Annotated in this window: 13 protein-coding genes and 1 tRNA gene; 3 read left to right on the top strand and 11 right to left on the bottom strand. The window is 50.8% G+C overall.

Annotation, left to right across the window (positions count from 1 at the left end; translation table 11 throughout):
- Positions 1 to 123 precede the first annotated feature (123 nt).
- Positions 124 to 591, top strand: coding sequence for a hypothetical protein (locus tag FW415_RS20560; protein WP_148388778.1), 468 nt, complete (start codon positions 124 to 126; stop codon positions 589 to 591).
- Between the two features lie 70 nt (positions 592 to 661).
- Positions 662 to 3,127, top strand: a complete 2,466-nt coding sequence (locus FW415_RS20555) for a M14 metallopeptidase family protein (RefSeq protein ID WP_246858821.1) — start codon at positions 662 to 664, stop codon at positions 3,125 to 3,127.
- Positions 3,128 to 3,133: 6 nt separating this feature from the next.
- On the opposite strand, the gene FW415_RS20550 is transcribed toward FW415_RS20555, so the two are convergent.
- The 9 genes from FW415_RS20550 to miaB form a co-directional block, all read right to left on the bottom strand.
- On the bottom strand, positions 3,134 to 3,544 hold the full coding sequence (locus FW415_RS20550) for a hypothetical protein (protein ID WP_148388774.1): 411 nt from the start codon (positions 3,542 to 3,544) through the stop codon (positions 3,134 to 3,136).
- 122 nt (positions 3,545 to 3,666) lie between these two features.
- Positions 3,667 to 4,269: a thioredoxin family protein gene (locus tag FW415_RS20545; protein ID WP_148388772.1), complete on the bottom strand. Its 603-nt coding sequence runs from the start codon at positions 4,267 to 4,269 to the stop codon at positions 3,667 to 3,669.
- A gap of 218 nt (positions 4,270 to 4,487) precedes the next feature.
- A complete protein-coding gene (locus FW415_RS20540) occupies positions 4,488 to 5,459 on the bottom strand; it encodes a YihY/virulence factor BrkB family protein (protein WP_148388770.1) in 972 nt (323 codons plus the stop codon).
- Between the two features lie 35 nt (positions 5,460 to 5,494).
- A complete protein-coding gene (mltG, locus tag FW415_RS20535; protein WP_148388768.1) occupies positions 5,495 to 6,544 on the bottom strand; it encodes an endolytic transglycosylase MltG in 1,050 nt (349 codons plus the stop codon).
- A gap of 89 nt (positions 6,545 to 6,633) precedes the next feature.
- The gene (gene secG / locus FW415_RS20530; RefSeq protein WP_148388766.1) at positions 6,634 to 6,999 is read right to left on the bottom strand and encodes a preprotein translocase subunit SecG; all 366 of its coding nucleotides are present in this window, start codon (positions 6,997 to 6,999) and stop codon (positions 6,634 to 6,636) included.
- Positions 7,000 to 7,004: 5 nt separating this feature from the next.
- Positions 7,005 to 8,771, bottom strand: a complete 1,767-nt coding sequence (locus FW415_RS20525; RefSeq protein WP_148388765.1) for a hypothetical protein — start codon at positions 8,769 to 8,771, stop codon at positions 7,005 to 7,007.
- A 41-nt stretch (positions 8,772 to 8,812) separates the two neighbouring features.
- Positions 8,813 to 9,328, bottom strand: a complete 516-nt coding sequence (locus FW415_RS20520) for an LptE family protein (protein ID WP_168208914.1) — start codon at positions 9,326 to 9,328, stop codon at positions 8,813 to 8,815.
- A 19-nt stretch (positions 9,329 to 9,347) separates the two neighbouring features.
- Positions 9,348 to 10,592 (bottom strand): sigma-54-dependent Fis family transcriptional regulator, encoded by a 1,245-nt coding sequence (locus FW415_RS20515; protein WP_148388761.1) that lies wholly within the window; start codon positions 10,590 to 10,592, stop codon positions 9,348 to 9,350.
- Positions 10,593 to 10,612: 20 nt separating this feature from the next.
- Positions 10,613 to 12,031: a tRNA (N6-isopentenyl adenosine(37)-C2)-methylthiotransferase MiaB gene (gene miaB / locus FW415_RS20510; protein WP_148388759.1), complete on the bottom strand. Its 1,419-nt coding sequence runs from the start codon at positions 12,029 to 12,031 to the stop codon at positions 10,613 to 10,615.
- A gap of 149 nt (positions 12,032 to 12,180) precedes the next feature.
- Here miaB and FW415_RS20505 point away from each other — a divergent pair, with 149 nt between their 5' ends.
- On the top strand, positions 12,181 to 12,588 hold the full coding sequence (locus FW415_RS20505) for a type II toxin-antitoxin system HicB family antitoxin (RefSeq protein WP_148388757.1): 408 nt from the start codon (positions 12,181 to 12,183) through the stop codon (positions 12,586 to 12,588).
- Positions 12,589 to 12,596: 8 nt separating this feature from the next.
- Here FW415_RS20505 and FW415_RS20500 read toward each other — a convergent pair.
- Positions 12,597 to 12,672: transfer RNA gene (locus FW415_RS20500), tRNA-Gly, on the bottom strand.
- Between the two features lie 114 nt (positions 12,673 to 12,786).
- Complete coding sequence (locus FW415_RS20495; RefSeq protein WP_148388755.1) at positions 12,787 to 13,296, bottom strand: hypothetical protein; 510 nt, start codon at positions 13,294 to 13,296, stop codon at positions 12,787 to 12,789.
- Between the last annotated feature and the right edge of the window lie 10 nt (positions 13,297 to 13,306).

Here is a 13,306-nt window from a genome sequence, read left to right as displayed (position 1 = left end):
GTTCTAAATTAAGATTTATTACTTTTAGTATGAAAGTATCGTGCCTGTACTATGAGAGGATTCCTCCGTTACCTTCAATACTGCGTGTTATTGGTTGTTGCCTGTCATCAACCTCCTGCTGCTATGAAAGATACAACAGCGGACAGTACTCAAAAGACAAGCAAACCCCTTCCTCCCGTTATCCTGCCGCTTGCCAAAGAAGATTCCGCCATCGTGAAAACATTGAAAAGACGAATGGAAGTGATCGACGATTCTGTGTACTATTACCAGAAAGTACGCCGTCTGCAGATGGACCTGTACATTTTCAAAAGGTTTCCCGTAAAGCTGGTGTACAGCAAATATGGCAGTTATTATTTCGACAGAAAAGGGGAGGTTTTTGCGCGTCAGCTGTTCTGGTCTGAAGAGAACATTACCGGGCAGTTCTTTCTCAAATACAATACGGTCATCGATTTTAATACCACGATCTACACCGATAACTGGAAGCTGCATAAACTGGATGTGATCGAAGCGATGGAAAGAAAACGGGCCTGTGCGAATGAGCTGGACAGCCTGATGGGCATGTTCCCCAAGGTTTCTTACCGGCTGCCCTGAGCCCGATGGAAATACTTCCCCGAATCCCTATCTTAGCTTCATGAAGCGCATGTTATCAATCCTTTTCCTCTTGTTGTCACTATGCCATTCCATTGCCGCGCAAACGGTGCCTTCACCTGCTGCATACCTGCAATATTCCCTTGGCAGCCGGTTTACGCCATATTTCAGGGTGACCGGATATTTTGAAGAAGTGGCGAGACATACCTCCTCTGTCAGATTGGAAACATACGGGCAGACCTACGAGGGCCGCCCCCTGATGCTGGCCGTTGTTGCATCCCCGGAGAACATGGCGCAGCTGGACCGGATCAGGGAGCATAACCTGCAGCTGACAAAAGGCGGCGGACAAACTTCCGGACCGGTGATCATCTGGCTGAGCTATAATGTGCATGGCAATGAAGCAGTGTCCACAGAAGCAGCGATGAAAACATTGTACGCGCTGCTGACAGAGAAGAAAGCTTTATTACAGCACGCCGTAGTGATCATCGATCCCTGCCTGAACCCCGATGGCCGGGAGCGTTATGTCAGTTTTTATAATGCCGTTCACAGCAAAAACGCCGATGCCACCCCATTTGCCCGTGAGCATTATGAGCCATGGCCGGGAGGGCGCAGCAATCACTATTATTTCGATCTGAACCGGGACTGGGCCTGGCAAACACAGATAGAATCACAGCAGCGGCTCGTGCAGTACAACCGCTGGATGCCGCAGGTGCATGTGGACTTTCACGAGCAGGGCGTTGATGCGCCTTATTATTTTGCGCCGGCCGCGGAGCCGCTGCATGATGCGGTGACCGCCTGGCAGCGGGACTTCCAGGTGCAGATCGGGAAACATAATGCGACCTATTTTGATGCCAAAGGCTGGCTGTATTTTACAAAAGAGCAGTTCGATCTGTTCTATCCCAGCTACGGCGATACCTATCCGATGTACAACGGCGCCATCGGCATGACCTATGAGCAGGGCGGCAGCGGCCGGGCCGGTCTCGCTATCATCAACCGCGAAGGCGATACCCTCACGCTGGCGGACAGGATGGAACATCATTACACCACCGGCATTGCCACCATCGAAGTATCCACTGCCCATGCAGGAAAGCTCGTCAGTGAGTTCGCACGATATTTTGCAGATGCGCGCACAAACCCGGCCGGTGACTATAAAACCTATGTTGTGAAAGCCGCCGGCAATCCCGAGAAACTGCAGATGCTGGCAGCCGTGCTGCGTCGTAATGAAATTGACGCAGGATTCGCCACCGGCAACAGCAACGCGGACGGACGCAATTATTTCACCGGTAAAACGGAACACTTCGATATTGAGAAAGGCGATCTTGTGATCAGCGCCTTTCAACCGCGCTCCAACCTTATACGGGTGCTTTTTGAACCGGTATCCCGTTTAACCGACTCCGTTACATATGATATCACGGCATGGGCAATGCCCTATGCCTACGGGCTTCCGGCATATGCCGTCAAACAGCGCCTGCAGCCCGCGGTGAGCGAGGCTCCGCCGGGGATTGCCGGAGAAGCTGCGTCAGGAGGCAGTGCCTACGCTTACCTGGCACCCTGGAACAGCACAAAAGATCTGAAGTTCCTGGCGGCGCTGCTCAACCGGAATGTGCGCGTACGGTATGCGGAGCAGGCGTTTTCGCTGAACGGCAATACCTACCCATCCGGTACGCTCATCATCACAAAAGCCGGCAACGAAGCACTTGGATCGCTGATCCCGGCGTTGGCCATACAGATGGGCGTGAGACTGGTAAAAGTGCCTACGGGGTTTGTGGATAAAGGAGCGGATTTCGGATCAGACAAGATCCGCTTTATCCGCAAGCCCAAAGTGGCGGTGATGGCAGGTGATGGCGTGTCTTCATTGGGAATGGGAGAGATATGGCATTTTTTTGAGCAGCAGATCGATTATCCCGTTACGGTGTTGAACAGCAATAACCTTTATAACGTGAACTGGAAAGACCTGGATGTGCTGATCCTTCCGGACGGGCATTACAATGCGTTAAGCGACAAGGCGGTAGCGGACCGGCTGAAAGACTGGGTACAGGGCGGAGGGAAACTGATCGCGCTGGAGGATGCCGTATCCCAGCTGGCGGAAGGGGATTGGGGCTTTAAACTGAAGAAAGAAGAAGAGAAAAAAGAAGATGAAAAGAAAGATCCGTACCTGGACCTGAAGCCTTATGCCAACCGGGAGCGGGAAAGCGTATCGCAGTTCATTCCCGGGGCTATCTATAAAGTAGCCATGGATAAAACGCATCCGCTGGCATTCGGCTATCCGGATTATTACTATACCCTCAAGCAAAACGACAAGCTGGTGGAATATCTCCCGTCCGGCGGCTGGAATGTGGGGGTGCTGAAGAACGATAATTATCTCACCGGTTTCGTAGGCGCGCAAACGAAAGCGAAGCTGAAGGACGGACTGATCTTTGGCGTACGGTCCATGGGCAGGGGAGAAGTGGTGCTGATGGTGGATAATCCCCTGTTCCGGAGTTTCTGGGAGAACGGGAAGTTGTTGTTCGGGAATGCGGTGTTTTTGGTGGGGCAATAAGGGTAATCACCCCACAAACCCTTCCTCCCGCGTCAGATCATAAAACAGATTCTGCAACTGATGAAGATGCACGATCGGCCGTCCATACGCCACAAACCCGTCGGCTGACTGCGCCAGCGGCTGAAAAGATGCTCCGGTATCACGGATGTAGATGCTGTCCTTATGATTATACTTGAAGGAATAAGTATGCACATCCTCCCCATATTCCGCATCCCCCGGCAGAAACCCGAATTTCTCCAGGTGATCCGTTTCCAGCGCTACGGGATGGACTTTTGAGAGCGGTAATTTGCTTTTGGGCAGCCCGGTGTTGTACACATATCCCTCCAGGATACCTTCAACCCGGAATACGGTCTCCATCATATTATAATCATAATACCAGACCAAATTGCCTATACGTACATCGCTTTCTTCTACCATAACAGAAGCAATAATACGGCTTTTGACGTTTTCATTAACAGGGAGAGGCGACCGGAACGGCAAAAGAAAGGGCCGTACCGGTGATGGTACGACCCTGTGCAATTATATACTGCGAAATTTTATCACATCTTTCGTTTGATCCCGCATCCTACTGATGCCGTGGATGTTACTTCCACTTTTTTCCCGGCTACTGCCGCGTTGATAGCATTCAGAAGGTATTGCTGCTTTACGCCGGCTTCATTGCCTGGGTTGTCATCGATCGCGCCTTTATATATCAGTACGGCATTTTTATCGAACAGGTAACACTCCGGTGTACGGTCTGCAGAGAATGCATCAGCCACCGCGTTATTTTTGTCTACCACATAGTACCAGCTATAACTCTGGTCTTTGGCATAGCGTTGCATGGCTTCATAGGAATCTCCGCCGTTGCGTTCCGCTTCATTGGAATTGATAAGGATCACGCCGATATTGTTTTTCAGCGCGTACTGGCATATCTCGCGGGTACGGGCCTGGTTGCGGGCTACATACGGGCAGGTGTTGCAACTGAACATCACCAGCAGGCCGTTGGTCTTTTTGGCGTCATTCAGGGAAACTTCTTTGCCGGACACATCTTTCATTTTGATGTCGGCTTTCGGCAACCTGGCGCCTACTTCAAGTGCGTAGGGAGACCGGAAGGCGGTCAGCCAGAACGCAGCTGCGAGTAACAAAACAAATTGCTTTTTCATCTGCTTTAGTTTGATTTTCAAATGGCCGGATGAAGCGACAAGCATATTTTCTCCGGCATTTTTATGTTTTATGAAACAGCACTATTGCCTTACGCAGGAAAATGGCCAATGCCCTGGTTTCATAGGCTCAGTTTTCAGTTTACAGTCGATATGAAATTAAGGTATTTCAAACGTTTTTTAAAACCGTACAACACATTTTACCGCTCGTGGGGAATTTCTTACGAAAGGCCTTGTAACTCAGGCTCTTTTTCAGCTGTTTCACGCTCCGCGGCGATCTCTTTCAGCGTGGTAATGCTGGTATTCAACTCAAATCCGATGAGCAGGATGAAGGAATTGAAGTACACGACGAGCATGATCACCAATATCGTTCCGATGGACCCGTAGATCTGGTTGTACTGGGCAAAGTTGGTGACCCAGAAAGAGAAGCCCAGGGTAACGATGATCATCGATATCGTGGCAAATGTAGAACCGGCGGAGATGAATTTCCATTTCTTTTTGGTGGCCGGGCCAAAGCGGTACACAACGGATATAATGGCAAAGAACAGCAGCATGATCAGCAGCCATCTGATAGCGCCGATCACGAACTGCGTGAAGGAGTTGCGGATGCCGATTTCCCGGAGCACAAATTCCAGTATTTGCCCCTGCATGATGATGAGCACAACGGTGGCCAGCAGCAATAATACCAGGAAGATGGTGAGCTTCAATGCGGTAAGCCTGGCTTGCCACCAGGTGCGCTGCTTGAAGCCGGGCAGCAGCTTGTCGAATGATGTCAGCATGCCCATAACTCCGTTTGAGGAGTAGTAGAAACTGAGAATGAAGGCGAAGGACAGCAGGGTATTGCGTTGAGTGTACAGGAAGTCATGTATCATATCCCGCACGACAATATAACTGCTGTAGTTCGGCGTGAGTGTTTCCGCAAGATCATACAGCGTTGGCTCCACGTTCTGCAGGGGAATATACGGTACGAGGGTAAGGATGAAGATGAAAAATGGGGGAATGGCCAGCAGGAAATTGAACGAGATGGCGGCGGCGCGTTCCGCAAGGCTTTCCCTGGCGGTTTCTTTCAGAAAAAAAACGATAACGTCATACAGGGGAGCGCCATCGAAACCCGGTAACACGAGTGATTTGCTTTTGTGTATAACCCATCTGACAGGTTTTGATTCCAGTACGATTTTTTCTACGTCGATCATCCGGGGATGTTATTGGGTTATCATAAAAATACAAACTATTTGATATTACGGGAGTTCAACCATTTCTGGTAAGCCCTGGCATTCTGCATATGTTCTTTGTAGTTGCTGGCAAAGTCGTGATACCCGCTATAATCAGGCCTTGCGCAGAAATAGAGGTATTCGGTGTCCGCAGGTGTCAGCACAGCGTCTATGGATTTCATGGAAGGGGTGCAGATAGGGCCTGGAGGCAGGCCGGAGTAACGGTAGGTGTTGTAGGGGGAATCGAATTCCAGGTGTTCGCCGCGGATACGTCTCAACCCGAAATCCTTGAGGGCGAATTTTACCGTGGGATCGGCGCCCAGGCGCATGCCGATGCGGAGCCGGTTGAGGTACACACTGGCCATGGCGGGCTTCTCGTCGTGGCGGTTGGTTTCTTCCTCTACGATGGAGGCGAGGGTGATCACTTCGGTGCGACTGAGCCCCAGGGCAGTTGCTTTGGCTTTTCTTTCGGCTGTCCAGAATTTTTCGAAGTTGTCTTCCAGTTTTTCAAAGACGTTGACGGCGGAGGTATTCCAGAAGAATTCGTAGGTGTTGGGGATGACGGCGCTCATGGCGGTATTCGTATCCAGTCCGAACTGCCGGAGGTACACGGGGTCTGCCAGGAGGGCTTTCATGGTGAGGGAGTCGGCTTCCAGGTTGCGGGAAACGAGGCGGATGAAGTCTTCCTTCGTACGCAATTTGTTAATGACCAGTCTCACCGGGACTTGCCTGCCGGAACGGAGTATGCGTACGATGTCGAGGTTGCTCATGCCTTTTTTGATCTCGTATCGCCCGGCTTTCACCCGGGAAGGGTATTCCAGTCTGCGTGCCACGATGTTGAAGGTTGCCGCGGAGTTGATAATACCTTGTTCTTTAAGGCCTTCCAGCACACTTTTATAGTTGCTGCCGGTACGTACATAAAAGTATTTCTTGTCGCCAAAGGGTTTGGTATTGGGCCCCATCAGGAGGTATGCCGCCAGTACTATGCCTCCGGCGAGGAGGCAGGCTATTGCAACGGCAATTCTTCGGAGCCAGGGGGAGCGTTGATGCTTCGCTTTGTTTTTCATGGGATGTTGTATGATCAGGGCGGCCGTCCGGCCAACAAAAAACCCCGCTTTCAACGGCGAGGTTTATGTAAATATTATAATTTGATATATTATTTGGCTGAATCCTGCGGAACTGTTGCAGGAGCGGGCTGATTTTGCTGAAAAGGTGCTACGCCGCCGGCCGGAGCTGCACTGCCGGGACCGCTGCCCATTTTTTCGATGGTGCCTTTCTGCTGATTTCCGCCGGTTCCGCCGCCAATGAACATGGCAGAAGTGAGGCAGAGAATGGCAATGACGCCTGCCAGTACCCAGGTGCCTTTTTCCAGTACGTCAGTGGTCTGGCGCACGCCCATCACCTGGTTGCCGAAACCGCCGAAGCTGCCGGACAGGCCGCCGCCTTTGGGGTTTTGTACCAGCACAAAGAAGCCCAGTAAAATACAGGCCACTACTATCAATATTCCAAAGAAAATTAACATGTTCGCTATTTATTGTTGTCTGTTAGTGATTGTAATGCTTTGATCTTTTGCGCAAAATAAGCGTTTTTGTCGGGATTAAGCAAACTTAATTTTTGGTAGATATCGATCGCTTTTGCGTGCTGGTGCTGGCGTACCCAGATTTCGGCCAGTGTTTCGGATACGATATCGTTGTTGAATGTAATGGACTCCATCGCCATTTTTTCCACGGTTTCGGATACCTCGGGTTCCTCATCTTCATATAACCGGTGCATTTGTTGCTGATACCAGTTCCTGGTGTTTTTTCCGGCTGTGAAATTATCTTTCAGTTCCCGCAGCCAGTCTGTGAAACTTCTCATTTCCGCCTGTGCTTTTTCATTCATCGCTTCTGCGTTATTCGGCTCTTTCAGCTTTTTATAGGCAAAATAATCATCTGTGTAAAGGGGCTGGAAGGTTAGCGTGGTTTCTTCGGCGGGAGTGTCCATCGGGTGTATCCTGATGGGGCCTTCGTTTTCACCGGAAGCACCTTCTTCCGCAATGCCGGGAAGTGTCAGGCCGGCTGCAGCCAGGCCCTCTGGCTCCGTATCCGCTGTCAACACGATCTCTTCTTCCTCGATCTCCGGTTCGTAAGCAGGTCTGAAGTGAGGTTCTTCCTCCGCCAGTTCAGCTGCTTCCTGTTGTTTTATCGGTTCATAGTCAACGGCAACGATCTCGTCTTTTGTCTCCCCGAGGATCTCATCGGCCAGTTCGGTTGCTTCCTGTTGTTTTATCGGTTCATAATCAACGGCAATGATCTCATCTTTTGTCTCCCCGAGGATCTCATCGGCCAGTTCGGTTGCTTCCTGTTCTTTTATCGGTTCGTAATCAACGGCAACGATCTCGTCTTTTGTCTCCCCGAGGATCTCATCGGCCAGTTCGGCTGCTTCCTGTTCTTTTATCGGTTCGTAGTCTACTGCAATGACCTCATCCTGCTCTTCTTCTTCATGATCTTCTGTTGCAACTTCGGTCATGTCACGAGCTTCGGCGCTATCTTCTTCTTCAATCTCTTCTTCCGCCGCATCGATCAGTTCTTCAGATACTGTTTCCGCTGACGTGCTTTCCGTTTCCACAGGATCTTCCACGATCTCTGTCCTTTCAGCGAGCGTTTCATCTTCTACGATCTCGTGGGTAAGCGTGTCATATTCTTCGATCTCTTCTTCCGCCGCATCGATCAGTTCTTCAGATACTGTTTCCGCTGACGTGTTTCCCGTTTCTGCAGGATCTTCCACGATCTCTGTCCTTTCAGCGAGCGTTTCATCTTCTATGATCTCATGGGTAAGCGTGTCATATTCTTCGATCTCTTCTTCCGCTGCATCGATCAGTTCTTCAGATACGGTATTCACTGACGCGCTTTCCGTTTCCACATGATCTTCCACGATCTCCGTCCTTTCAGCGAGCGTTTCATCTTCTACGATCTCATGGGTAAGCGTGTCATATTCTTCGATCTCTTCTTCCGCTGCCTCGATCAGTTCTTCAGATACCGTATCTGACGCCTGTGTGTGTGCCATACTTCCCTCTTCTGCAACCGGCCCGGTCAGCAATTGGTAAAGTTGTTGCGGTGAACTGCTGTACAACTGCGCTTTTTTCATCGCGGGAGCAGTAAGGTCTTGCTGTTCGGAATATTGCTTTTGTGCCAGCAGCAGGCGGGCGGCCGCAAAATAGGGGTATGTTTCCACCAGCCGCTCCAGTTCAGCCTGGTCAACTTGCCGGAGGTCCGGTTGGTTAAAAATATGGTGAATGATCCTGTTGGCGGTCATGAGTGCTAAAATATGAAAATAATACTTAAATCAAATAGCGGCTACCAGTTGGCGAATGCCCGGTTGAAAATATCGTCAGCCAGGTTGGTGATGATGTTGGGCAGGATCCTTGGCTCAGCTTCATTGATCGTCAATGTGGCATTAAAATCCTCCGAACGGGAAAACGACTGGTTATTGAACCCTTTTTTGTCGCCTATCCTTTTCAGGAAAGTAATGTTGACGGTGACGGTCAGGCGCGCGGATGCGGCTTTATCAATGTCCGTTACGGCAGCATTTGATATGGAGTACCCGGAAATGGTACCCTTGAATTCATAATCGGCGTTCTGATCGTTGGTTTGTGTAAGGCGCGTCTGTGCCAGTATCTTCTGGCGCAGTTTTTCCGTGAGCTGCTGGCTGAGCTGCGGATTGTTCTGCGGAGCGCGGTTCTCTATAAACCGGACATTCACCGTTTTGGCTTCCGGGTCGATGCTCGCACCGCTGGCTGAATATTTTACGGAGCATGCTGCTGCAAACAGCCACAGGCTGGTGCTGATAAAGCAAACGATAATTCTGGACATAGGTTGCCGGGTTCCTGTTTTACTCATTGATATTATATTCCTTCAGTTTTCTATACAAAGTCCGTTCCGAAATACCGAGATCAAGGGCGGCGTCTTTACGTTTACCTTTATGTTTCTTCAATGCCTTCTCGATCAGTTCTTTTTCCTTGTCCGCAATAGACAGTGTTTCCTCCACTTCTTCATGATGGTCTATCTTGTTGCTGTCCTGGAGGATATATGGCTGCGGCGGCGGAATGATATTGGGTGATGAGGCCGCTTCGGAAGACGGGAAGTTGTGCATTACCTCTCCATCGGGGTAATTATTGTTATGGTGGCCGATAGAGGGGTTCTGCAGCACTTCAAAGAACATTTTCTTCAGCTCGGTAACATCTTTTTTCATGTCGAAGAAGAGCTTGTAAAGAATATCCCTTTCGCTGGCGAAATCCCCGCCGCCGGCGTTGGCCTGCGGTGGCGCCAGCATGGGCAGGCGGTTCATGGCTGGTTGTTCGGGGAGGAAACGTCTCAATTCCGATGCGGTGATGAGCTTGTCCTTGGCCAGCACGGAGATCTGTTCCGCGATGTTCTTCAGTTCCCGTACGTTCCCGCGCCAGGGATAGCTAATCAGTATCTCGCGGGCTTCTTCATCCAGTTGCACGGAAGTGGTTTTGTACCGTTCCGCGAAATCAACGCAAAACTTGCGGAAGAGCATGTGTATATCTTCCTTGCGGTCCCGCAGCGCAGGGACGCGGATGGGGACGGTATTGAGCCGGTAGTACAGGTCTTCCCGGAATTTACCCTGATGGGTGCTTTCCAGGAGATCGCGGTTGGTGGCCGCAATAACGCGGACGTCCGTTTTCTGTACTTTGGAAGAGCCTACGCGGATGTATTCACCGGCTTCCAATACCCGCAACAGCCGCGCCTGGGTGCCAAGCGGCATTTCTCCGATCTCGTCCAGGAAAATGGTGCCGCCGTTCACGGTCTCGAAGTACCCTTTGCGGCTGTCCACAGCTCCGGTGAAGGAGCCTTTTTCGTGGCCGAACAGTTCGGAATCGATGGTCCCTTCAGGGATTGCGCCGCAGTTCACGGCAATGAACGGATTATGTTTACGGGAGCTGAGCGCGTGAATGATCTGTGAAAAAACTTCTTTACCTACGCCGCTTTCACCGGATATCAGTACGGTGAGATCGGTACCGGCTACCTGTGAGGCCACCTGCAGGGCATAGTTCAATGCCTGCGAGTTGCCGATGATGCCGAAGCGGTTCTTTATGCTTTGAATATTGTCCATTCTTCAGGGTTTTGAAACTGTCAGTCAATGTCAACCGGTTTCCCGATCAATGTACCTGCGGTACAGGATACTATTTTTACTTTGACGTAGCTGCCTTTCTGATGATCGCCGCGGGGGAACACCACTACTTTGTTCTGGTCATTCCGGCCGAAGAGATCGTTCTCCGAGCGTTTGGAAACGCCTTCCACCAGTACGGTAAAGACCTTGCCTACGTCCTGCTGCATGCTTTCCAGGGTATGCCTGCGGTGCAGGGCTACCACTTCCGCCAGGCGGCGCTTTTTCACTTCCTCCGGTATATCATCGGTGTACCGGCGGGCGGCCAGTGTACCGGGGCGTTCCGAGTAGGCGAACATGTAAGCCAGGTCATAATGTGCATATTCCATCATCGCCAGCGTATCCTGGTGATCTTCCTCCGTTTCCGTGCAGAAGCCGGTGATCACATCCGTGGAAAGCCCGCAATCCGGAAGTATCTCTTTAATACGGTCTACCTTCTTCATATACCATTCCCGCGTGTAGGTGCGGTTCATCAGTTGCAGGATGCGCGTGCTGCCGCTCTGTACGGGGAGGTGGATATAATTGCAGATATTCTCATGGCGGGCCATGGTGAACAGTACTTCGTCCGTGATGTCTTTCGGGTGTGAGGTGGAAAAGCGCACCCGCAGCAACGGGCTGATGGCAGCCACTTTTTCAAGCAGCGCGGCGAAAGTAACGGTCTCATCTTTTTGCTCGTCCACAAAATAGTAGGAATCTACGTTCTGGCCCAGCAACGTCACTTCGCGGTAGCCTCTTTCAAAAAGGTCTGTAGCCTCTGCCACGATGGAATAAGGATCGCGGCTGCGTTCCCGGCCGCGGGTGAAAGGCACTACGCAAAAGGCGCACATGTTATTGCAGCCACGCATGATGGATACAAAAGCCGTTACGCCATTACTGTTGAGGCGAACGGGACTGATGTCCGCATACGTTTCCTCGCGGCTGAGCAGCACGTTTATGGCCTTCTGGCCTGTTCCGGCTTCTTCAATAAGGGCGGGGAGGGTACGGTAGGCATCCGGGCCAACGACCAGGTCTACCAGCTTTTCTTCCTCCAGGAACTGGGCTTTAAGGCGTTCCGCCATACAACCGAGTACGCCTACCAGAAAGCCCGGGCGGCTCTTCTTTGTTTTTTTGAATTCGGTCAGGCGCTTGCGAACGGTCTGCTCCGCCTTTTCACGGATGGAGCAGGTATTCAGCAGCACCAGGTCCGCTTCTTCAACGTTACGGGTAGCGCCGAAACCTTCATTATTGAGGATGGAAGCGACAATTTCACTATCGTTGAAATTCATCTGACAACCATAACTTTCTATGTAAAACTTTTTTGCATAGGTGCGGGTATCCCCGGCCTGGGGGGCTATTGCTTCGCCCTGGCGGTGTTCATCATGGGTTTTGTCTACGATCTCCAGCATTTCCTGTCCAAAATTTAGGACTGCAAAAATACATAAAAAAATGCCAGAATGACAGGTTTTTGAGGGGAAGAGGTGTTAAGAAAAGAATAATAACAAATGTGTTATAAATAATTTGGATGGTTATAACGGATGTGTTATTTTTGACCCATATGAAAAAGAAGCCGTTAATCGTAGTTGTAGAAGCCTCGTCCACAGGTTTTGGTACCTGGTCGGAGGATCTTCCGGGCATTACCGGGTATGCCAAAACCATTCCCGAAGCCAAAAAGGATTTCGCAGACGCCCTGCAGGCGGTACTGGATGTTAATGCGGAGGAAGGCACTCCGGATCCCGCGCTGAACGATGGCAATTTTGAATACATCTACAAATATGACCTCCCGAGCATATTTGCGCATTTCGGGATGCTGGATGTGACCAACTTTGCAAAGAGGATCGGCCTGAACGCTTCGCTTTTAAGGCAGTACAAAGCAGGGCTTGCCATCGCTTCGGAACGCCAGAAGAAAAGAATAGAAAAAGGGTTGCACGACCTGGGGCAGGAATTGTTGAACGTCAGATTATAGAGAAAAAATGGAGCGGGAAACCGGGCTCGAACCGGCCACCCTCAGCTTGGGAAGCTGATGCTCTACCAAATGAGCTATTCCCGCTTGTTGTTTCGAAAAGAAGAACTGTTCAACCTTTGACGAAGAGGGTGTTCTGCCCCGCCAAAAACGGCAGTAGTAAAACTGCCGGGCACAAATATAGTCGTTCAGCTACAATTTCTATGCGGTCTGCCCCAATTTATTCATCAGCCAGCTCTCTTTCAGGGGGAGCAGCCAGTGCGATTCCAATTCCTGCTTCGTTTGTACCGTGTTGTTGAGATAGATCGTATCGTGCCCGATGAACCCTTTCTCCAGTGCATACCCCAACTGGGCCAGGGGGAGTAATTGCAGCCGGTCTTTCACCAGGAAGCCCAGCAGCAAACGATCGAAGAGATTCACATTGTACTGCCGTTCTATGCTTTTGATGATCCTTACGGAGCTGTCCGTACTGCAGCCGCTGACCTGGGATTCGGTTTCGTCCGCCATCAGGATGATGACCTGATCGAACAGCAATGCGCCCCAGCCTTTAACGGGAACGCCATGTGAGTTCCATTGCGCGGTGAACTGATGCAATTGCTCCTCTATCTCCTCTGCTTCCTTTTCCCCGAAAGGGCGGTTGCTTTGATATATCCAGACCCGGGATGCGGGATCAAAATCCTGTGGTAATATATGTTTGATATCCGTGTTCATAATGGCAAAG

The organism is Chitinophaga sp. XS-30, assembly GCF_008086345.1.
Lineage (GTDB): Bacteria > Bacteroidota > Bacteroidia > Chitinophagales > Chitinophagaceae > Chitinophaga.
This window is presented reverse-complemented; position numbering and strand designations above follow the sequence as displayed.

What these genes read in the sequence shown, in the direction of transcription:
- FW415_RS20545 (WP_148388772.1), bottom strand. Translation starts at nt 4,269, where the DNA reads ATGAAAAAGCAATTTGTTTTGTTACTCGCAGCTGCGTTCTGGCTGACC.
- FW415_RS20550 (WP_148388774.1), bottom strand. Translation starts at nt 3,544, where the DNA reads ATGGTAGAAGAAAGCGATGTACGTATAGGCAATTTGGTCTGGTATTAT.
- FW415_RS20515 (WP_148388761.1), bottom strand. Translation starts at nt 10,592, where the DNA reads ATGGACAATATTCAAAGCATAAAGAACCGCTTCGGCATCATCGGCAAC.
- FW415_RS20540 (WP_148388770.1), bottom strand. Translation starts at nt 5,459, where the DNA reads ATGATCGACGTAGAAAAAATCGTACTGGAATCAAAACCTGTCAGATGG.
- miaB (WP_148388759.1), bottom strand. Translation starts at nt 12,031, where the DNA reads ATGCTGGAGATCGTAGACAAAACCCATGATGAACACCGCCAGGGCGAA.
- FW415_RS20520 (WP_168208914.1), bottom strand. Translation starts at nt 9,328, where the DNA reads ATGTCCAGAATTATCGTTTGCTTTATCAGCACCAGCCTGTGGCTGTTT.
- FW415_RS20560 (WP_148388778.1), top strand. Translation starts at nt 124, where the DNA reads ATGAAAGATACAACAGCGGACAGTACTCAAAAGACAAGCAAACCCCTT.
- FW415_RS20505 (WP_148388757.1), top strand. Translation starts at nt 12,181, where the DNA reads ATGAAAAAGAAGCCGTTAATCGTAGTTGTAGAAGCCTCGTCCACAGGT.
- mltG (WP_148388768.1), bottom strand. Translation starts at nt 6,544, where the DNA reads ATGAAAAACAAAGCGAAGCATCAACGCTCCCCCTGGCTCCGAAGAATT.
- FW415_RS20495 (WP_148388755.1), bottom strand. Translation starts at nt 13,296, where the DNA reads ATGAACACGGATATCAAACATATATTACCACAGGATTTTGATCCCGCA.
- FW415_RS20525 (WP_148388765.1), bottom strand. Translation starts at nt 8,771, where the DNA reads ATGACCGCCAACAGGATCATTCACCATATTTTTAACCAACCGGACCTC.
- secG (WP_148388766.1), bottom strand. Translation starts at nt 6,999, where the DNA reads ATGTTAATTTTCTTTGGAATATTGATAGTAGTGGCCTGTATTTTACTG.